The organism is Xanthomonas sp. NCPPB 1325 (assembly GCF_041477645.2).
GTDB classification, from domain to species: Bacteria; Pseudomonadota; Gammaproteobacteria; order Xanthomonadales; family Xanthomonadaceae; genus Xanthomonas; species Xanthomonas cannabis.
On sequence record NZ_CM192985.1, the window covers coordinates 4,130,813 to 4,149,800 of the forward strand.

General features: G+C 65.8%; 17 protein-coding genes. 10 read left to right on the forward strand and 7 right to left on the reverse strand.

Features of this window, described 5'->3' with window-relative positions; translation table 11 throughout:
- The first annotated feature begins 223 nt into the window (after positions 1–223).
- Positions 224–577, forward strand: a complete 354-nt coding sequence (gene queD, locus ACCQ10_RS17375; protein WP_008576903.1) for a 6-carboxytetrahydropterin synthase QueD — start codon at positions 224–226, stop codon at positions 575–577.
- Positions 578–769: 192 nt separating this feature from the next.
- Positions 770–1,105 carry a phasin family protein gene (locus tag ACCQ10_RS17380; protein ID WP_104581755.1) on the forward strand — a complete coding sequence of 112 codons (336 nt, stop codon included), beginning with the start codon at positions 770–772 and terminating at the stop codon, positions 1,103–1,105.
- Positions 1,106–1,430: 325 nt separating this feature from the next.
- Here the strand turns inward: ACCQ10_RS17380 and bioD are convergent, their stop codons facing one another.
- Positions 1,431–2,105, reverse strand: coding sequence for a dethiobiotin synthase (gene bioD, locus ACCQ10_RS17385; RefSeq protein ID WP_372361404.1), 675 nt, complete (start codon positions 2,103–2,105; stop codon positions 1,431–1,433).
- Positions 2,106–2,344: 239 nt separating this feature from the next.
- On the opposite strand from bioD, the gene msrC reads away from it, so the two are divergent.
- Both msrC and ACCQ10_RS17395 read left to right on the forward strand, forming a co-directional pair.
- Positions 2,345–2,827 (forward strand): free L-methionine (R)-S-oxide reductase MsrC, encoded by a 483-nt coding sequence (msrC, locus tag ACCQ10_RS17390; RefSeq protein WP_184375394.1) that lies wholly within the window; start codon positions 2,345–2,347, stop codon positions 2,825–2,827.
- The gene (locus ACCQ10_RS17395) at positions 2,824–3,216 is read left to right on the forward strand and encodes a TfoX/Sxy family protein (protein ID WP_372361405.1); all 393 of its coding nucleotides are present in this window, start codon (positions 2,824–2,826) and stop codon (positions 3,214–3,216) included. Before msrC ends, ACCQ10_RS17395 begins: the two co-directional genes overlap by 4 nt.
- A 106-nt stretch (positions 3,217–3,322) precedes the next feature.
- On the opposite strand, the gene ACCQ10_RS17400 is transcribed toward ACCQ10_RS17395, so the two are convergent.
- From ACCQ10_RS17400 to dinB, 4 genes are all read right to left on the reverse strand, one after another.
- Positions 3,323–4,234: an alpha/beta hydrolase gene (locus tag ACCQ10_RS17400; RefSeq protein ID WP_372363162.1), complete on the reverse strand. Its 912-nt coding sequence runs from the start codon at positions 4,232–4,234 to the stop codon at positions 3,323–3,325.
- Between the two features lie 97 nt (positions 4,235–4,331).
- Positions 4,332–6,548 carry a TonB-dependent siderophore receptor gene (locus ACCQ10_RS17405; protein ID WP_506191967.1) on the reverse strand — a complete coding sequence of 739 codons (2,217 nt, stop codon included), beginning with the start codon at positions 6,546–6,548 and terminating at the stop codon, positions 4,332–4,334.
- Between the two features lie 428 nt (positions 6,549–6,976).
- Positions 6,977–7,627, reverse strand: a complete 651-nt coding sequence (gene gph / locus ACCQ10_RS17410; RefSeq protein WP_184438263.1) for a phosphoglycolate phosphatase — start codon at positions 7,625–7,627, stop codon at positions 6,977–6,979.
- A 119-nt stretch (positions 7,628–7,746) separates the two neighbouring features.
- Entirely contained in the window at positions 7,747–8,826 is a 1,080-nt protein-coding gene (gene dinB / locus ACCQ10_RS17415) for a DNA polymerase IV (protein WP_184555935.1), read from the reverse strand.
- A 345-nt stretch (positions 8,827–9,171) separates the two neighbouring features.
- Between dinB and fabA the strand changes: the two genes are divergently transcribed.
- Complete coding sequence (gene fabA / locus ACCQ10_RS17420) at positions 9,172–9,687, forward strand: 3-hydroxyacyl-[acyl-carrier-protein] dehydratase FabA (protein ID WP_372361407.1); 516 nt, start codon at positions 9,172–9,174, stop codon at positions 9,685–9,687.
- Positions 9,687–10,895, forward strand: a complete 1,209-nt coding sequence (fabB, locus tag ACCQ10_RS17425) for a beta-ketoacyl-ACP synthase I (protein ID WP_372361408.1) — start codon at positions 9,687–9,689, stop codon at positions 10,893–10,895. Before fabA ends, fabB begins: the two co-directional genes overlap by 1 nt.
- A gap of 98 nt (positions 10,896–10,993) precedes the next feature.
- Here the strand turns inward: fabB and ACCQ10_RS17430 are convergent, their stop codons facing one another.
- Together ACCQ10_RS17430 and ACCQ10_RS17435 are read right to left on the reverse strand one after the other, a co-directional pair.
- The gene (locus tag ACCQ10_RS17430; protein WP_372361409.1) at positions 10,994–13,018 is read right to left on the reverse strand and encodes a M3 family metallopeptidase; all 2,025 of its coding nucleotides are present in this window, start codon (positions 13,016–13,018) and stop codon (positions 10,994–10,996) included.
- Between the two features lie 93 nt (positions 13,019–13,111).
- Positions 13,112–14,215, reverse strand: a complete 1,104-nt coding sequence (locus ACCQ10_RS17435) for a PLP-dependent cysteine synthase family protein (protein WP_039403655.1) — start codon at positions 14,213–14,215, stop codon at positions 13,112–13,114.
- 134 nt (positions 14,216–14,349) lie between these two features.
- Between ACCQ10_RS17435 and ACCQ10_RS17440 the strand changes: the two genes are divergently transcribed.
- The 4 genes from ACCQ10_RS17440 to gloA all read left to right on the forward strand — a co-directional run bounded on the left by ACCQ10_RS17440 (position 14,350) and on the right by gloA (position 18,744).
- Positions 14,350–14,766, forward strand: a complete 417-nt coding sequence (locus tag ACCQ10_RS17440) for a CopL family metal-binding regulatory protein (protein WP_372361410.1) — start codon at positions 14,350–14,352, stop codon at positions 14,764–14,766.
- Between the two features lie 226 nt (positions 14,767–14,992).
- Complete coding sequence (locus tag ACCQ10_RS17445; protein ID WP_372361411.1) at positions 14,993–16,777, forward strand: copper resistance system multicopper oxidase; 1,785 nt, start codon at positions 14,993–14,995, stop codon at positions 16,775–16,777.
- 215 nt (positions 16,778–16,992) lie between these two features.
- A complete protein-coding gene (locus ACCQ10_RS17450; RefSeq protein ID WP_372363163.1) occupies positions 16,993–18,060 on the forward strand; it encodes a copper resistance protein B in 1,068 nt (355 codons plus the stop codon).
- 159 nt (positions 18,061–18,219) lie between these two features.
- Complete coding sequence (gloA, locus tag ACCQ10_RS17455) at positions 18,220–18,744, forward strand: lactoylglutathione lyase (RefSeq protein WP_372361412.1); 525 nt, start codon at positions 18,220–18,222, stop codon at positions 18,742–18,744.
- Positions 18,745–18,988: the final 244 nt, after the last annotated feature.

Consider the following 18,988-nt stretch of genomic DNA (forward strand, 5'->3'; position numbering starts at 1 on the left):
GTGCGTTTTACTAACAAAAATTACATATCTGCGTACGGATATGCGCTGCGGTGACGCACACAGACACACGGGCACGCTGGCCAGCGCATCGAACCTCGGCGCTGCGCTGCATGTCGGGGAATGCAACCAGGCGATCACCGATTGGCACCGTGACGCGGCCATATCGCTGCGCGTTGCGCTGGCCGTCGGCTGCAGACGGCCCGGCGCACTTACAATGCCGCGCATGGATATCTTCAAAGTCTTTACGCTCGAGGCCGCGCACCGTCTTCCCAACGTGCCGCCTGGGCACAAATGCGCCCGCCTGCACGGGCATTCGTTTCGGGTCGAACTGCACGTCAGCGGCGAACCCGGTGCCGAGACCGGCTGGATCATGGACTTCGGCGACATCAAGGCCGCCTTCCAGCCGATCTACGACCGCCTGGACCACCATTACCTCAACGACATCGAAGGGCTGGAAAACCCCACCAGCGAGCGGCTGGCGATCTGGATCTGGCAGCAGCTCAAGCCGGCGCTGCCGCAGCTGAGCGAGATCGTGGTGCATGAGACCTGCACGTCCGGCTGCCGCTACCGCGGCTGACCGCGCCGCGCATTTTCTTGTCTTGAAGCCGCCCGCTGGGCGGCTTTTGTCGTTTCAGACCTTTCCAACCCGTTGATACGGAAGGACTTCTGCAGAAATTTTGCAAATCTTCAGCAAACGTGTTGCATCGCAACAATATCGGCGTATGCTGCAACGCAACAAACGGTCACACGCTTCCCCAAGGGGTTTGCAATGTCGGCGCAGTTCGAAAACAGCTTCACCAGTCAGTTTGCTTCTGCTGCAGCACGTGCCAACCAGTTGGCCTTGGACACGCTGGAACAGAACGTCAACGCAACCACCAGCTTCTTCGGTGAGTTTGCGCAGGCACGCGACTTGGGCGCCTACCAGACGCTCTGGCCGAAAGGACTGCAACTGGCCCGCGACAACCTGGAACGTCTGGCTTCGGTCAATCAGGAAGTGGTGGGAATGGGGTTGAAGATGTCCAGCGAGCTTGGGCAATTTGCCAAGCAGCAGTTCGACACCGGCAGCGATCAGGCCGGCGCAGCAGGCAAGACCCGGCGCAAGTAACCGCCAATAAATTCAGCGTCTTTGCATGGGTCCCTCCCCCCGTGCAATCCGGCCCGACAGATCCCTCCCTCTGCCGGGCTTTTTTATTGTCCGATCGCTGGGTTTCGCTGCGCAGGGATGACTCGGAGACGCTGCCGGAGCGCGCATTGGCCGCAACGACCATGCAAACGGCGTCCGTACAGAAACGGAGTGACGGCGCGCAGTGCCCCACGCGAGTGGAGCGCGGTGCACTCCCTGGTTGGCCACCACACGCGCGCTGGGCGCGGACCAACCAGACGCCGACCACGCTGCGAGCCAGCAGGCTCGCGTACTTGCCGGGTCTGACCTAAGCCGGCAATTGCAGCCCCTGCGCCTGGCTGGCGGCATCGGCACCCGGCCGCCACGGAATCCGTCCCCAGCACGGCATCGCCAGACGCGCGTGCAGCATGCGGATGTTGTCTTCGGTGCGTTCCATCTGCGGATCCACCTCGTTGGCGATCCAGCCGATGCAGTCCAGGCCGTCGGCGGCGATGGCGGCGGCGGTCAGGCGCGCATGATTGATGCAGCCCAGCCGTACGCCGACCACCAGCACCACCGGCAGCTGCAGCGCGCGCACCAGATCGGCCTGATCCAGATCGGCGCTCAGCGGCGCGGCCCAGCCACCGACGCCTTCCACCACCACGACGTCGGCCTGCGTGCGCAATTGTGCAAAGGCCTGGGTGATCGGGTCCAGCGACAGCGTCACGCCGACATCGGCTGCCGCCAGTTCTGGTGCCAGCGGTGCGGGCAAGGCGTAGGGGTTAAGGGTGGCGTAGTCCGGCTGCGGGTCGCTGGCGGCCTGCAGGGCCAGCGCGTCTTCGTTGCGCCAGCCCTGCGCGGTGCGCTCGCACCCGCTGGCCACCGGCTTCATGCCCACCGCCGTGCGCCCTCGCGCCCGTAAGGCATGCAGCAACGCGGTGCTGCCCATGGTCTTGCCGATTCCGGTATCGGTGCCGGTGACATAAAACGCCGGATGCTGCATCGGTCAGGTCCTGCGGCCGCGCCGCCATTGCCGTGAGGGCGCGCAGCATAGCGTGCGCATCCGTACTCGACGCTGAGCCGGCAAGCAGTCGTTGCGGCGTCGCACCGGCCACGGGTGCCGGGCGGCGGGCGGCGCCGCGAAACGCCAAGTCGCACGGCTGCCATGCGGGCAAGCGCCACCAGCGCCGCCCTGCGCTGGCGCGCCATGCCGCCACAGAGCGCCGCTGCTAAACTTCGGCCATGTTCGCCACCTCCTCGCTGACCGGCAGCAAGCCGGAACAATATGCCCAGCTCACCGCCCAGGCCCAGGCCCTGGTGCACGGCGAGCCGGACCGGATCGCCAATGCCGCCAATCTGGCCGCGCTGATCTTCAACTCCCTGCCCTCGCTCAACTGGGCGGGATTTTATTTCTACGACGGCCGCGAACTGGTGGTGGGTCCGTTCCAGGGTCTGCCGGCATGCGTACGCATTCCGCTGGACAAGGGCGTGTGCGGCGCGGCCGCCAGCACCCGGCAGAGCCAGCGCATTGCCGACGTGGATGCGTTTCCCGGGCATATCGCCTGCGACTCGGCATCGCGCTCGGAACTGGTGATTCCGCTGGTCAGGGGCGATGCGTTGATCGGCGTGTTGGATCTGGACAGCCCGGAGCTGGACCGCTTCGATGCGGACGACCAGCGCGGCCTGGAAGCGATCGCTCAGGTCTTTGTGGACGCGCTGACGTGACCACCGAACGGCTGCGCAACATCGGCCCCAAGAGCGCGGCGTGGCTGCGCCAGGTCGGGCTGCGCACGCAGCAGGACCTGCAAGCCGTCGGTGCGGTGGGCGCATTCGTGAAAGTACGCCGTGCCGGCTTCAAGCCCAGCCTCAATCTGCTGTATTCGCTGGAAGGCGCGCTGTCCGATTGCCATTGGCAGGACGTGCCGGAAGCGCGCCGCCACGCCCTGCTGGCCGAATACGAAGCGGCCAGCGCGCTGTTGCCAGTGCGCGGCCGTGCGGTTTGCGGACCGGTGGAAACCGTGCATTACGCGCGTGCCGACAATCACGACGCGCATGGCGACATGGGCGAAGCAGGCGCAGATACTGCGGACCTGAGCGAAACGCGCGAGGATTAAGTGCCTACGCCGAGGTGTCACCGCAGCATGCGTGGGCGCCAACACTGCGATCCGCAGCAGCGTGCTTGTCGAGCGGGTTATCCTCGAACGCCTGCTTGATGGAAGGTCATCGATGCGTCGCTACATCCTGCAACGTTGGCGCGAGCGATGCGCCTAACGTCTGGCCATGGCTGAGGCCTGGCAGCGGTTGATAGTCGGCGGTGAGGCCAGGTAACGACGACAGCAACGCGACGAGGCGCTGTGCGGCCTGTGGATCTGCACGCGGCCGCACCGGACGATCCGGTTTTGCATTGTTCGCTGGTGATGCGCCCTCACCTGCCATCAGCGTCAGCCGACGCCTGGATGGCTGCGTGCCTGCCGAACCCTCCCGTGCATGGGCGACCACACGCTGTGCCTGCTGCACGACAAGCCCATCGCCCCACCACAGCGATGGATCGACCGCGACGTAGTGCTGGAACAACTGCGGCTGCGTCAGCAACACCTGCAGCACGAACAGCCCGCCATACGAATGGCCCCACAGGGTCTGCCGCTGACGATCCACCGCCACACGCGCTTGCACCTGTGGGCGAATGCGTGTTGCGATCAGCTGCGTGAATGCTGCCGCACCGCCGGTCCTGCGCTGCGGATTCAGCGGATCGGTTTCCACCCGCCCGTCGCCGTAGCGCGCAGGCGTGTAATCCAGGCTGCGCCCCACCGCATCGATGCGCAACGCGCTGTCGTCGGCGATGAACACCAGCACCGGCGCATCGCCGTGGGTGGACAGGCTGTCGAGCAGGCGTTCATCCAGTTCCATCAATGCCGCATTGCCATCCAGCAGATACACCACCGGATATCCCGCGGCCGGCGGCGCCGCTTTGGGGGTGGCAATGCGCACGCGGTAGTGGCGTTGGCCATCGGCCGAATCCAGGCGCAATGCGCTGAAGACATACGAGGCACTGGGACGATCGGCAACTGTGCTGCCGATCGTGCGGCTCAGGTCCGGCTGTGCGAATGCCGGCACCGTGCCGACGATCCACATCAGCACACCGGCACACGCAGGCCGCCAGGAATCATGTCGCGTCACTGCATGCTCTCCTTGTCCTGCGCCCACGTTCGCGCGCGGTGCTAAATTGCTGTTAGAAACCAAAACTCAGGCTCGCCCAATACGCGCGACCGGGCTCGTTGTAGGTGGCTGCACCCGCTGCACCGCCGGTGTTATTGGTGCCTTCGCGGAACAGGCGGGTGTCGAACAGATTGTCCACACCGATGCCCACGCTGACCTTACGGGTAATGCGGTAACGTGCACTGACGCCCCATAGATCGTAGGGGTCGCGCGCGTCGGGGGCGATGGCGCCGCCGCTGGTGCTCGATTGCGTGGCCGACTCCTGCTTGCCGTAGAAGGTGCCGGTAAGCAGCAACGACAAGGCCTGGGTCGGTTGCCAATCGAGCGTGGTGTTGACCGTGTATTCCGGGATCACCGATAGCGGCTGATCAGTTGCGGTGTTCTTGTTCTCGATCATGTAGGTGACATTGGTATTCCACTTCAACACGCGGCCCTGCTCGCCCAGCAGCGGCAGGGTGAGATTGCCTTCCACCCCTTGCACGATCGCTTCCGATGCATTGGTCCACTGGAACACCTGCCCGCGTCTGTCGACCGTGACGCCGACCGGCACCATCCCGGCGACGATCTTGTCGTCGTAGGCATTATGGAAGTACGTCAGTGAGGCATGGTGACCGGTCTGTGGGGCCCACTCGATACCGACTTCCTTGTTGATGCTGGTCTCCGGATCGAGATCGTCGTTGCCCTGGATATAGCAGCCCGAGCCAAGATTGGGGAACAGCACCGGACAGCCATTGCCACGCGTGTAATACAGATAATTGGCGTTGGACTGATACAGGTTTGGCGCCTTGAAGGCGCGCGCGATGCCGCCCTTGAGCAACCAGTCTTCGCTGAGCTTGTACTGCACGTTGAGGCTGGGGCTGAGGTTGTTGCCGAACTGGCTGTGGTGATCCAGCCGCACACCCGGCGTCAGCGTCAGCCGCTCGCTGGCGTAGATGTTGTCTTCCAGATACACCGCGCTGAGCGTGGCCTCGCTGCGCGGGCTGCGCGTCCCGTTGGGAAGGCCGGGGAAACCACCGCCGGCACTCACCGTCTGCGACATCGAATACGCATCGCTGAGGCGCCTCTGGCGGCGCTCGAAGCCGAACGTCAGCACCTGCTCGGCCCAGGCCTGCAGCGGCAGGTTGAATTCGCCATCGATATTGAGATTGTCGAGCGTGGCGGTGGAGTCCAGCAGGCCCGCGGCAATGGAGCCTTCCGGCCCGCCGGCCAGGCCTTCGTTGAGGCGGGTATTGTCGGTGCCTTCGTACGCGGCGGTGAGGCGGGAGGTGCCGAGCGCCCAGGTGCCGCGATGGGTCAGCGAGGCGGTGCGGCGGAGCATGGTGTTGGTTTCGCTGCCGAACAGTGCGCCCAGATCGGCACCGGCCAGGCCATCGGCGCTGACCGCGCGATCGCCGGCATACAGATTGCCCTGGCGGCTGAGGCCGGCGTCGAGTTCGATCACCTGGCCTTCGCTCGGATCCCAGCGAAGCAGGCCATTGATGTCCTTGTTACGCACGCCCTCGCGCCCGGCCGGCGGCACTGCCGCAGCACTGCTCGCGAAGCGGCGATTGAGCTCCAGCGAATCCGGATCGGTCTTGTTGATGTTTCCATACAGGCGGAAGGAGAAGGTATCGGTCAGCGGTCCGCTGAGCTGGAAGCCGGCACGCTGGCCGCCGCCTTCGGCACTGTGCTGCGGCACCAGGCCGAACATGCTCATCGAGCCGCTCAGATCGCCGGTCGGCTTCTTGGTGATGATGTTGACCACGCCGCCGGAGGCACCGGAGCCATACCGTGCCGCGGCCGGGCCACGCAGCACTTCGATGCGCTCCACCGCTTCGGCCGGCACCCAGTTGGTGTCGCCGCGCGTATTACGCTCGCCGCTGCGGCCCATGCGCACCGCATCGCGCGATCCCACCGGTTTGCCATCGACCAGAATCAGCGTGTTTTCCGGGCCCATGCCGCGCAGATCGATCTGGCGGTTGTTGCCGTACTGGCCGGAGGCGCTGTTGCCGGTGAGGTTGACGCCCGGCATGGTGCGCAGCAACTGCGACAGATCGTTGACCGGTGGCCGCCGTTCGATGTCTTCGGCGGTGATCACGGATGACCCCAAGGCCTGGCGTGCAATCTGCGCGGCGGTGACGTGCACGGTGTCCAGCGACCGCGGCTCAGCGGCAACGTCTTCAGCCGATGCGCTGCAAATGCCGCTGCCACAGCAGAGCGCAATAGCCTGGACCAGCTGACGGTGGGACAACACAGGACGACATGCAGACGCAGACATCCATGACCGGCGTGATGCGGACATTCTCAAACCTCTCGACAGGAGATAGACCTCTGGCGACGGCTTGAGGTGATACGGTGGGGGTAATGCGTCAACAGGCGTAACGACGCGCGGGCGCGCCGATGCAGTCAAGCCTGGCCGCGCATTCTACACAGATGCGATTCATTCTCAAAACGAAACGCCATGCGGGCGTGGCCGTGTACGGGCTGCGCAGCGTGGCGCAGCTCATCCACCACCGATGACGCGCGTGGATCGCAGTGGCGGCACCTGGCAGCTGGCCGGGGCGGCGATCACGCGAAAGACCATCACCCAGGGCGACCTACGCCGCCAGCTCCGGCGATGGTCGTCGCTGCACGACGTGGCGGGCGATGCCTGTTCCTGCGCTGGTCCCGCCGAGCAGACTACGTCAACGCCAGCAGTTCCCGCATGTCATCGACAATGGCCACCGCACCGGAGCCCTGCACGTCGAAGCCGCGCAGATAACCGTAACGCACCATGGCCAGCGGCATGTTGGCGGCATTCGCCGCTGCCGCGTCGGTGCCCGAATCGCCGACCATCAGGCATTGCTGTGGCGTGTACCGGAACTGCGTGGCCAGGTGCAGCAGCGGCGTCGGGTCGGGCTTGCGCTGCGGCAACGAATCGCCACCAAGCACGCTGCTGAAGGACGCGGCGATGCCCAGATGCTCCAGCAGCGGTGCGATGAATCGCGATGGCTTGTTGGTGCATAGCGCCAGCGTCGCCCCGGCATCGCGCAGGCCGTGCAATGCCTGCGCTACACCCGGATAAAGCTGCGGGTCGTGCAGCAGGCATGCTTCGTAATGGCGCATCATCACCGGCATGACCGTGGCCGCATCGTCCGTGCTGCCGGCTTCGCGCAGTGCGGCGGCCAGCAGCACCTGCACCCCTTCGCCGATCCAGCCGCGGATGGTGGATTCGCTGAACTGCTCCAGCCCCAACTCCTGCAAGGTGTCATTGAGGGCTTCGGCGATATTGGGCGCGCTGTCCACGAGGGTGCCGTCCAGATCGAAAATCACCAGCGGATACGCAAACATTCGGACGGCCTCGTGCGGGGAACGTGGCAGTGTACGCAGTGCGGGATTCAGGCCGCGTCACCGCGCGAGCGCAGCCGTTTTACCCGTCGACGCGCGCGGCAACGCCGGCAGGCACGCGCTCACGGCGCCTGCGAGACCTCGCCGAACAACTGCCCCTGCACCGCGCCCTCTTCCACATCGCTGAAACCGCTCAGCCCGACACCGACCAGGCGGTAACGCGTATCGGCAGGCAACTCCACGCGCCGGGTCAGCGCCAGCGCAATCTGCGCCAACGCCTCGAACGAGGCCGGTGGCTGCTCGGGCGTGTGGGAGCGCGTCAAGATACGAAAATTGGAGGTCTTCAATTTCAGCACCACCGTCCGGCCAATGCGTTCGGTGCGGCGCGTGGCCAGCCAGGTTTTTTCGGCCAGGCGCAGGATGTGCGGGTCCAGCGCATCAAGCGCAAGATCTTCGCTGAAGGTGTCTTCCGAAGAGACCGATTGCACTTCCTGGTCCGGCTCCACCGGGCGCTCGTCGATGCCCCGCGCGCGGCGATACAGGCTCTGCCCGAAGCTGCCGAAATGCGCCTGCAATTCTTCCAGCGGGCGCAGGCGTAGATCGGCCACGGTGACGATGCCCAGTGCCGCCAGCTTGCCATCCATCACCTTGCCCACGCCGGGAATGCGATTGACCTTGAGCGGCAGCAGGAACGCGTCCACGCGGCTGGGCGCAATCACGAACTGGCCATCGGGTTTGCGCCAGTCCGAGGCGATCTTGGCCAGGAACTTGTTCGGCGCGATGCCGGCCGATGCGGTGAGCTGGGTTTCTTCACGGATCTGGGTGCGGATCAGCTGCGCGATTTCGGTAGCCAGCTGCATGCCGGTCTTGGCCTGGGTGACATCCAGATAGGCCTCGTCCAGCGACAGCGGCTCCACAAGGTCGGTATGCCGATGGAAGATCTCGCGCACCTGCCGCGACACCGCTTTGTAGCGGGCAAAATCCGGTGGCACGAACACCGCATCCGGACACAGGCGCTCGGCGCGCAGGGCCGGCATTGCCGAGCGGATGCCGAAGGTGCGCGCTTCGTAAGAGGCCGCGCACACCACCGAGCGCGCACCGCGCCAGGCCACCACCACCGGCTTGCCGCGCAGGCTCGGGTCGTCACGTTGCTCCACGGATGCGTAGAACGCATCCATGTCCACGTGCACGATCTTGCGCATCAAGCTGGTTTCTCTGTTGCAGGTCTGCATCCATGATAAGCCAGCGCCGTCTCATGCCTTGAGCGGCGATCACGCGCGATGCAAGCGGCAAACGGGCGCGACCGGCCATCGAACACCAGCGATCACGCCTGAAAGGCACAGCTGCAGAGCCAACCATGCGGACTCGCCAGCTCCCCAGAGACGGCATGTCGGCATGCCGCCGTTTCACGTGCAGTCCGGCCGTGCTGCACGGCGCAAGCGGCTGAAAACAGCACGCATGCGTACGGATAAAACGTTTGATTGAACCGCGCAGGCTCATGCACCCTTGCCGACCTTGCCTCTCGCTCCTTGCAGGACACGTTCGTCATGACTCGTCAAAGTGCGTACTCGCGCGACCAATTGCTGGCCAGCGCGCGTGGAGAATTGTTTGGGCCCGACAGCGGCAGGCTGCCGAACGATCCGATGCTGATGTTCGACCGCATCACCGAGATCAGCGACACCGGCGGCGCACATGGCAAGGGCGTGATTCGCGCCGAACTGGATATCCGCCCGGACCTGTGGTTCTTCGGCTGCCACTTCATCGGTGACCCGGTGATGCCCGGTTGCCTGGGCCTGGATGCGATGTGGCAGCTCACCGGCTTTTTCCTGACATGGATCGGCGCGCCCGGCCGCGGCCGTGCCCTGGGCTGTGGGGAGGTCAAGTTCACCGGACAGGTGCTGCCTAGCGCCACCCTGGTGAGCTACGAGATCGATGTCAACCGCGTGATCAACCGCAAGCTGGTGATGGCGCAGACCGATGCACGCATGCTCGTGGACGGGCGTGAGATCTATACCGCCAAGGATCTGCGCGTGGGCATGTTCACTTCAACGGAGAGCTTCTGATGCGCCGTGTTGTCGTTACCGGAATGGGCATCAATTCGTGTCTGGGCAATGATCTGGACACCGTCTCCACTGCACTGCGCGAAAGCCGCTCCGGCATCACCGCACTGCCCGATCACGCCGAAGCCGGCCTGCGCAGCCAGGTGGGCGGCGCGGTGGCGCTGGACCTGGACGCGTTGATCGACCGCAAGCTCAAGCGCTTCATGGGCGATGGCGCGGCCTATGCATACCTGGCCATGCGCGATGCGATCACCGATGCGGGCCTGAGCGCCGAGCAGGTCAGCGATCTGCGTACCGGCGTGATTGCCGGCTCCGGCAGCGGCTCCAGCCAGTGGCAGGTGGAAACCGCCGATCTGCTGCGCCACCGTGGCGTGCGCAAGGTGGGACCGTACATGGTGCCGCGCACGATGAGTTCGGCGGTCTCTGCATCGCTGGCCACCGCGTTCAAGATCCGTGGGCTGAGCTATTCGTTGTCGGCCGCGTGTGCGACCTCGGCGCATTGCATCGGTGCGGCAGCGGATCTGATCCGCCATGGCGCGCAGGACGTGATGTTCGCCGGCGCCGGCGAAGAACTGCACTGGACCATGAGCGTGATGTTCGATGCGATGGGTGCGCTGTCCACCGGCTTCAACGATCGCCCGGCGGTGGCATCGCGCCCGTACGACGCGCAGCGCGACGGCTTCGTCATCAGCAGCGGCGGCGGCATGCTGGTGCTGGAAGACTACGACCACGCCATCGCGCGCGGCGCACGCATCCATGCCGAATTGCTGGGCTACGGCGTGACGTCCGATGGCGCGGACATGGTAGCCCCCAGCGGCGAGGGCGCGGTACGTTGCATGCATATGGCCATGCAGGGGCTGGATCGCCCCATCGATTACCTCAACACGCACGGCACCTCGACACCGCTGGGCGATGTCACCGAACTGGGCGCGGTGCGCGAGGTGTTTGGCGACAACGTGCCGCCGCTGTCTTCGACCAAGGCGTTGTCCGGCCATTCGCTGGGCTCGGCCAGCGTGCACGAGGCGATCTTCAGCCTGCTGATGTTGCGCGATGGGTTCATGGCCGGCTCGGCGCATATCGAAGAACTGGACCCGCGCGCGGAAGGTTTCCCGATCCTGCGGCAAACCCAGGACGCCAGCTTGAATACGGTGATGTCCAACAGCTTCGGCTTTGGCGGCACCAACGGCACGCTGGTGTTCGGCCGGGTGTAAGTACGCGGCGCTGGACGCCGCGCGAAATGGGGAATGGGGAATCGGTGTGCCGGGAGATCGCTCTTGCCACTCCCCGATCCCGATTCCCCACTCCCGGTTCAGCCAGCCATGCCGTTATGCCGCAGCAACGCGTCGATCCGGGGCGCGCGGCCACGGAAGGCGCGGAAGTTGTCGGCCGCGCTGCGGCTGCCGCCACGCGACAACACCTCGTGGCGGAAACGGGCGCCGGTCTCGGCTACCTGCTCGGGTGCTTCCTCGAACGCGGCATAGGCATCGGCGCTGAGCACTTCGGCCCATTTGTAGCTGTAGTAACCGGCCGCATAACCGCCGGCAAAAATGTGGCTGAACTGGTGCGGGAAGCGATTCCACGCCGGTGGCCGATTGACCGCCACTTCGTCGCGCACGCGCTCGATCAACTGCAGCACGCTGTCCTGCGCCGGGTCGAAGCTGCTGTGCAGCTGCATGTCGAACAAGGCGAATTCCAGCTGGCGCACGGTGAACATGCCGCTCTGGAAATTGCGCGCAGCCAGCAGGCGGTCGAACAGGTTGCGCGGCAGCGGCTCGCCGGTCTGCACATGCGCGGTCATCGCCTGCACGCGCTCCCATTCCCAGCAGAAGTTCTCCATGAACTGGCTCGGCAACTCCACCGCATCCCATTCCACGCCGTTGATGCCGGCCACGCCCAGCTCGCCGATCCGGGTCAGCAGCTGATGCAGGCCGTGGCCCATTTCATGGAACAGCGTGGTGACTTCGCCATGGCGGAAGGTGGCCGGTGCGTCGCCGCCGCCGCGGCCGAAGTTGCACACCAGGTACACCAATGGCGTCTGCACGCCGTTGGCCGTTTCGCGGCGATTGCGGCAGTCGTCCATCCACGCGCCACCGCGCTTGCCCTCGCGTGCATACAGATCCAGATAGAACTGGCCGACCAGCGCACCTTGCGCATCCTCCAGCCGGTAGAACCGCACATCCGGGTGCCACACCGGCGCGCTGTCCTGCGTGACGCGCAAGCCGTAGAGACTGTGGATCACATCGAACAGACCAGCCAGCACCTTCGGCTCGGTGAAGTACTGCTTCACTTCCTGCTCGGAAAAGCTGTAACGCGCCTGCTTGAGTTTTTCGCTGACGTAGGCCAGATCCCAGGCCTGCAGTTCGTCCAATCCCAATTCTTCGCGTGCGAAGGCTTCAAGCTCGGCGCGGTCGCGCTGCGCATAGGGCTTGGCGCGCACGGCCAGATCGCGCAGGAAGCCCATCACCTCGTCCGGGCTCTGCGCCATCTTGGTGGCCACCGAATAGTCGGCGTAACTGGCAAAGCCGAGCAGCTGCGCCAGTTCCGCACGCAGCGCAAGAATGCGGTCGATATTGGCGCTGTTGTCCAGCGCGGCATCGCCGAATTCGGAAGCGCGCTCGGCGTTGGCGCGATACAGCAGCGCGCGCAGTTCGCGGCTGTCGGCGTCGCTCTGCACCGGCAGATAGCACGGCATCTGCAAGGTGAACTTCCAGCCCGCCACGCCGTCCTTTTCTGCGGCAATGCGCGCGGCGGCGATCACTTCGGCCGGCAGGCCGGAGAGCTGCGTTTCGTCCTCGGTCACGTGCGACCAGGCATCGGTGGCGTCGAGCACGTTCTGCGAGAACTTCGCTGCCAGTGCCGACAGTTCTTCCTGGATCTGCGCAAAACGCGCCTTGGCGTCATCATCGAGTTCGGCACCGCCCAGGCGGAAATCACGCAGCGCGTTGTCCAGCACCTTGCGACGTGCCTCGTCGTAGGACGCCGCCTCCGGCGACTGCGCCAACACCTTGTACTGCGCATACAGCGCCAGGTTCTGGCCCAGCGCACTGCCGAAGCGGCTCACCTTGGGCAGGTTGCTGTTGTAGGCCTCGCGCAACTCCGGGGTGTTCATCACCGCCTGCAGGTGGCCGACCTGGCCCCAGGCGCGCCACAGCCGCTCGGTGGCATCGTCCAGCGGGGTCACGAAGCTGTCCCAGCTCACCGGGCTGACCTGCTCGGCCGCTTTCACTGCCGCTTCGGCATCGGCGAGCAAGTGGTCGATCGCCGGGCCCACGTGTTCGGGGCGGATCGCATCGAAGGACGGCAGTCCGGACAGGTCGAGCAGCGGGTTGGTCATGGGGCGCTCCGGCGGGGACTGGATCAGGAATGACGACGTTGTCTGGTGACACGCACCGACACGTTACGTGTCACTGCGTGGTGGATATGGCGGTCATTCCAGCGCGGCACAAGGCAAGGCCGGCAGATCGCCGCCGTTCACGGCCAGCGCAATGGCGGCATCGCTGCCGCTGACATCGATTTCGCGCGCCACGTACCAGGCCGGGTCGTAATAGCTGTGCGCGTAGCGCTCGCCGGCATCGCACAGGATGGTGACGATGGAGCCCTGCCGGCCCTCCTCGCGCATCCGCTGCGCCGCCTGCAGCACGCCGACGAAGTTGGTGCCGGTGGAGCCGCCGACGCGCCGGCCCAGGGTGGCGCTGACATGGCGCATGGCCGCCAGGCTCAGCGCATCGGGCACCTTGATCATCACGTCCACGCAGCTGGCGATGAAGCTCGATTCCACCCGCGGCCGGCCGATGCCTTCGATGCGCGAACCGCCGGTGATGGCCAGCTCCTTGGGGCACTGCCCGTCCACCGCACGGCAGTAGCCGTCGAAGAACACCGACACTTCCGGGTCTGCGCACAGGATGCGGGTGGCATGCCGGCGGTAGCGCACATAGCGACCCAACGTGGCGCTGGTGCCGCCGGTGCCGGGGCTGCAGACGATCCAGTCCGGAATCGGGTGCGGCTCTTCGGACAGCTGCTTGAAGATCGATTCGGCGATGTTGTTGTTGGCGCGCCAGTCGGTGGCGCGCTCGGCATAGGTGAACTGGTCCATGAAGTGCCCACCGGTCTCGCGCGCAAGCGCATGAGAGGCGCTGTCCAGGTCGCAGGCGCGCTCCACCAGATGGCAGCGGCCGCCCTGGAATTCGATCGCGGCGATCTTCTCAGGCGAGGTCGACGCCGGCATCACGGCGATGAAGGGCACGCCCAGCAGGCGCGCGAAATACGCTTCGGAAATGGCGGTGGAGCCGCTCGATGCCTCGATTACCGGGCGCCCGGCACGCAGCCAGCCGTTGGTGAGCGCGTACAGGAACAGCGAGCGCGCCAGCCGGTGCTTGAGGCTGCCGGTGGGGTGGCTGGACTCGTCCTTGAAGTACAGGTCGATGCCCGGATAACCCGGCAGGTCCATCGGGATCAGATGGGTGTCGGCCGAACGATTGAAATCGGCTTCGATCTTCTGGATGGCGGCGGCCACCCACTGGCGCTGCGACATGGGCACGGACGTGATGCAAAGGAAGAACGCAATTCTAACGCCGCCAGGTGCGCTGCCGGGGCGGGCGGTCATCCGGCGAACGGTTGACGGGCCGGTGGTATGCTCGTGGCCCCTGTCCGCCGCCTCCACTGCCCGTGCTGCATTGCCTGCTCCGCCTGCTGCTGTGCCTGTGCCTGGTCGCCAATACGGCCACCGGCGCGTGGGCGTCGGTTGGCATGGCGATGCCGGACACGGTCATGCCGCAGGCCACGGCGCATGCGATGGCGGCGCACCCGTCGACCGCACAGGCCATGCCCTGCCATGACGCCATGGCGGCGCCGCACAACGCTGCGCCTGACGCACTGGCCGCGCCGGTCAAAGGCGACCACCCGCATGCCGCCGACTGCTGCAAGCTGGGCAGTTGCGACTGCCTGCAGCATTGCAGCCTGGCCCTGCTGACGCTGCCTGCGCTGCCGACGGCGATGCCGGGCCATCTTGCAGTGCCTGCCGCCCTGGACGAGGGCCGCAGCAGCCCGGCGCGCGAGCAACCGGTGCGACCTCCCATCGGCTAAGCGGCCGACGGACCCTGTGCCCACCAGCAGGCGGGCATGCTCGTTGCCCGATGTCGTCAGGTCGTGCATGCGCGCGGCGCGTGCAATCGCGCCCTCGCCGCAGCCTGACGTCGGCTCCGCATCGTCTGTCAGCCACGTCTTATGCCCTTCGCCCTGCGTGCATGCACGCGGGAGTTCCCAGCGATGCGTTGCGTCCGCCAGTTGGCGCAGACGCACCGGAGGTGTCATGTCTTCCGATTCCCATGTGTTCGATCCAACCCCCGCGCCAGGCCTGAGCCGGCGCCGCTTCGTGCAGGGCCTGGCCCTGGGCGGGGTTGCCGCCACCGCCGGGCTGTGGCGCAACAATGCGCGCGCAACCGGCGCCATGGCTGCGCCCGTCCTGCGCGGCAGCAGCCAGTCGCTGCAGATCGGCCGCCTGCCGGTCAACATCACCGGGCGCACCCGCCCGGCGATCACCGTCAACCAGAGCCTGCCCGCACCCACGCTGCGCTGGCGCGAGGGCGACACGGTGAGCGTGCGCGTGCGCAACGCGCTGCCCGACCAGCACACCTCGGTGCATTGGCATGGATTGTTGCTGCCGGCCAACATGGATGGCGTGCCGGGCATGAGCTTCGATGGCATCGCGCCGGGGCAGGAATATCACTACCGCTTCGCGCTGCGCCAATCCGGCACCTACTGGTACCACAGCCATTCGATGTTCCAGGAGCAGGCGGGCCTGTACGGCGCCATCGTCATCGACCCGCTGACGCCACCTCCGTATCGCCACGATCGTGAGCACGTGGTGCTGTTGTCGGACTGGACCGATCTGGACCCGGCCGCGCTGTTCCGCCGGCTCAAGCAGATGCCCAGCCACGACAACTACGCGCAGCGCACGGTGGGCGATTTCCTGCGCGATGCGCGCGAAGACGGCGTGCGGGCAACGTTGGCAGACCGCGGCATGTGGGGGCGCATGCGCATGACCCCCACCGACCTGTCCGACGTCAATGCCAACACCTACACCTACCTGCTCAACGGCGTGGCACCGGCCGGCAACTGGACCGGGCTGTTCACCCCCGGCGAGAAGGTGCTGCTGCGTTTCATCAATGGCTCGTCGATGACCTACTTCGACCTCCGCATCCCCGGGCTGCGCATGACGGTGGTGGCCGCCGATGGCCAGTACGTCCATCCGGTCAGCGTGGACGAACTGCGCATTGCCGCAGCCGAAACCTTCGACGTCATCGTCGAACCGATCGGACAGGATGCATTTACGTTGTTTGCGCAGGACATGGGGCGTACCGGTTTCGCCTGCGGCACCTTGGCGGTACGGCACGGCCTGCAGGCGCCGATTCCTGGACTGGACCCGCGTGCGATTTTGGCCATGCAGGACATGGGGCATGGCGATGGGATGCATCACGCAATGCCCGCAATGCATGACGCACCCGGGATGCCGGCGGCACATGCGATGCACGACATGCACTCGGATGACGATGCAAAGGCACACGACAAGACCCCGCATCACCCCGCCAGCGAGGCCGGCAATCCGCTGATCGACATGCGCAGCAACGCCACCGCACCGCGGCTGGACGACCCCGGCGTGGGCCTGCGCGACAACGGCCGCCGCGTGCTGCGCTATGGCGATCTGCACAGCCTGTTCGACGACCCGGATGGGCGCGATCCCGGACGCGAGATCGAGCTGCATCTGACCGGGCATATGGAAAAATTCGCTTGGTCGTTCGATGGCATCGCCTTCGCTTCTGCAGAGCCGTTGCGCCTGCAGTACGGCGAGCGGCTGCGCATCGTGCTGGTCAACGACACCATGATGCAGCACCCCATCCATCTGCACGGCATGTGGAGCGATCTGGAAGATGCCGACGGCAACTTCCAGGTGCGCAAGCACACCATCGACATGCCGCCGGGCACCCGCCGCAGCTACCGCGTGCGCGCCGATGCGCTGGGCCGCTGGGCGTATCACTGCCATCTGCTGTACCACATGGAAGCGGGCATGATGCGCGAAGTGCGGGTGGAGGCATGAGCGCGCTTCGGCTCACGGCGCTGGTAGCGGGCAGCGTCTTGTTCAGTGCACCGCTGGCGGCGCAGGAGCACGTGCATGCTGCTGTGGACATGGCAGCGCACGACCATCACGCCCATTCGATGCAGGCAGCAGACCAGCCCGGCGAAACCGGCACGCAGGCGCCCGACTCTCCGGAAGCGCCGTCGTCTGCGCGCGATGCGACGCCCGCGATGGACATGACGCATGCGCATGCGCAGCACGCCAGCGATGACGTCGCTTCGACGGAGCCGGATGCTGCCACGCACGCTCCGGCACGACACCCGGCGCATGCTCACGGCACAGCGCACCCGCAGCATGCAGACATCCCGCAAACACCGCAGCAAGCCGCATCGCCTTCACCGGCAGAGCAACGCCAGATGGCGCACGAGGGCATGGACCATGGCGCGATGAATCATGGGCCGACGGATCATGCCTCGATGGAGCACGCTGCAGCCGACCACGCGGCGATGGATCATACGGCGATGGATCACGCAACGATGGGTCATGCAACAGCCACGAGCACGCCCGCGTCCACATCTGCCCCACGTGGCAACACCGCACTGCCACGCGAGCCAATTCCCGAGCCCACCACCGAGGACATCGCGGCGGCCTTTGCCCCGTTGCGTCGCCATGCGATGCACGGAACCGGCATCAACCGGTATGTGCTGCTCGATCGCCTGGAAGCCTTCGACACCGACCGCGGCAGCGGGCAAGCGTGGGAAGCACGGGCGTGGGTCGGCGGCGACATCAACCGGCTCTGGCTCCGCAGCGAAGGCGAGCGACACCGCAGCCGCACCCGGGATGCATCGGTCGAAGCGTTTTACGGTCATGCCATCTCACCGTGGTGGGATCTGCTGGCAGGCGTGCGTCAGGACGTGGGTGCAGACCATCGCAGCTGGGCCGCGTTCGGGGTGCAGGGAGTGGCGCCGTACAAGTTCGAAACCGAAGCCACGCTGTTTGTCGGCAATGGTCGCGCCGCGGTGCGGCTGGAAGGTGAGTACGACGTGCTGCTCACCAACCGCCTGATCCTGCAGCCACGTGCAGAGGCGACCATCGCAGTGACCGATGACGATCGACGCGCTATCGACAGCGGGCTGCAACAGGTCGAAGTAGGCGTGCGGCTGCGTTACGAAATCACCCGGCGGTTTGCGCCTTACATCGGCTGGGTGCATCACCGCAGCTTCGGTGACCGCGCCACCGCCACGATGGACGAGGAGCCTGCACGCGACAGTCGCTTCGTCGCCGGCGTGCGCATCTGGTTCTGAGCCAGTGGCAAGGGGGCCCGGACTGCTTATCTGGCCCCTGCCGCTGACAGGCGCGCGGATGGTGGCAGCGCGCTGCCATGACACGCACACAACCCCGCCCCCGCTAAAATCGCCGCCCGGCGCTCACCCTGCGCACTCAACTTTCAAGAGGAGATCACCATGCCTTTGACCGATCTGCAGCATGTTCCCGGTGCCAGTGCGGCGCCGGCACAGACCCACGGCTTCGTGTTCAACCACACCATGCTGCGCATCAAGGACGCACCGCGCTCGCTGGACTTCTACACGCGCGTGCTCGGCTTCCGCCTGCTGGATGCACGTCACTATGCAGACGCGAAATTCAGCCTGTACTTTCTGGCGTTGTTGCCGGAAAACACGGCCATTCCCGATGACGACGCACAGCGTCGCCTGTGGATGGCCGGCATCCCCGGCGTGCTCGAACTGACCCACAACCACGGCACCGAAACCGAAGACGGTCCCGTGTATCACGACGGCAACAGCGACCCGCGCGGCTTCGGCCACATCTGCATCTCGGTGCCGGACATCCACGCTGCCTGCGCGCGCTTCGACAGCCTCGATGTGCCGTATCAAAAGCGCCTGGAAGACGGCCGCATGAAGCACCTGGCCTTCATCAAGGACCCGGATGGATACTGGGTAGAGATCATTTCCAATACGCCGCTGGCCTAAGAGCGGGACGCTCGGCAACCGTGACGTTTCAGCGGATGGGAGTGGACATGAAAACTCCTCCCATACCGCCCCAAGGTCCCACGCCACGGCGGAAAGCCGGCACCACCAGGCGCGGCGCGACGACTGGACACAACCGCGGGTAGGAGTAGACTTTCGCCGCCCTCCGCAATGGATGCACCCCAATGCTCGTCAGGAAGATTCCACTGATCCTTGCGCTAGCAACGATCGCCGCGTGCAAGCCGGC

Coding starts and splice junctions, on each gene's coding strand:
- ACCQ10_RS17445 (WP_372361411.1), top strand. CDS start 14,993: ATGTCTTCCGATTCCCATGTGTTCGATCCAACCCCCGCGCCAGGCCTG.
- msrC (WP_184375394.1), top strand. CDS start 2,345: ATGTTCGCCACCTCCTCGCTGACCGGCAGCAAGCCGGAACAATATGCC.
- ACCQ10_RS17450 (WP_372363163.1), top strand. CDS start 16,993: ATGACGCATGCGCATGCGCAGCACGCCAGCGATGACGTCGCTTCGACG.
- bioD (WP_372361404.1), bottom strand. CDS start 2,105: ATGCAGCATCCGGCGTTTTATGTCACCGGCACCGATACCGGAATCGGC.
- ACCQ10_RS17430 (WP_372361409.1), bottom strand. CDS start 13,018: ATGACCAACCCGCTGCTCGACCTGTCCGGACTGCCGTCCTTCGATGCG.
- ACCQ10_RS17435 (WP_039403655.1), bottom strand. CDS start 14,215: ATGTCGCAGCGCCAGTGGGTGGCCGCCGCCATCCAGAAGATCGAAGCC.
- fabA (WP_372361407.1), top strand. CDS start 9,172: ATGACTCGTCAAAGTGCGTACTCGCGCGACCAATTGCTGGCCAGCGCG.
- queD (WP_008576903.1), top strand. CDS start 224: ATGGATATCTTCAAAGTCTTTACGCTCGAGGCCGCGCACCGTCTTCCC.
- gloA (WP_372361412.1), top strand. CDS start 18,220: ATGCCTTTGACCGATCTGCAGCATGTTCCCGGTGCCAGTGCGGCGCCG.
- ACCQ10_RS17400 (WP_372363162.1), bottom strand. CDS start 4,234: ATGTGGATCGTCGGCACGGTGCCGGCATTCGCACAGCCGGACCTGAGC.
- gph (WP_184438263.1), bottom strand. CDS start 7,627: ATGTTTGCGTATCCGCTGGTGATTTTCGATCTGGACGGCACCCTCGTG.
- ACCQ10_RS17380 (WP_104581755.1), top strand. CDS start 770: ATGTCGGCGCAGTTCGAAAACAGCTTCACCAGTCAGTTTGCTTCTGCT.
- fabB (WP_372361408.1), top strand. CDS start 9,687: ATGCGCCGTGTTGTCGTTACCGGAATGGGCATCAATTCGTGTCTGGGC.
- dinB (WP_184555935.1), bottom strand. CDS start 8,826: ATGCGCAAGATCGTGCACGTGGACATGGATGCGTTCTACGCATCCGTG.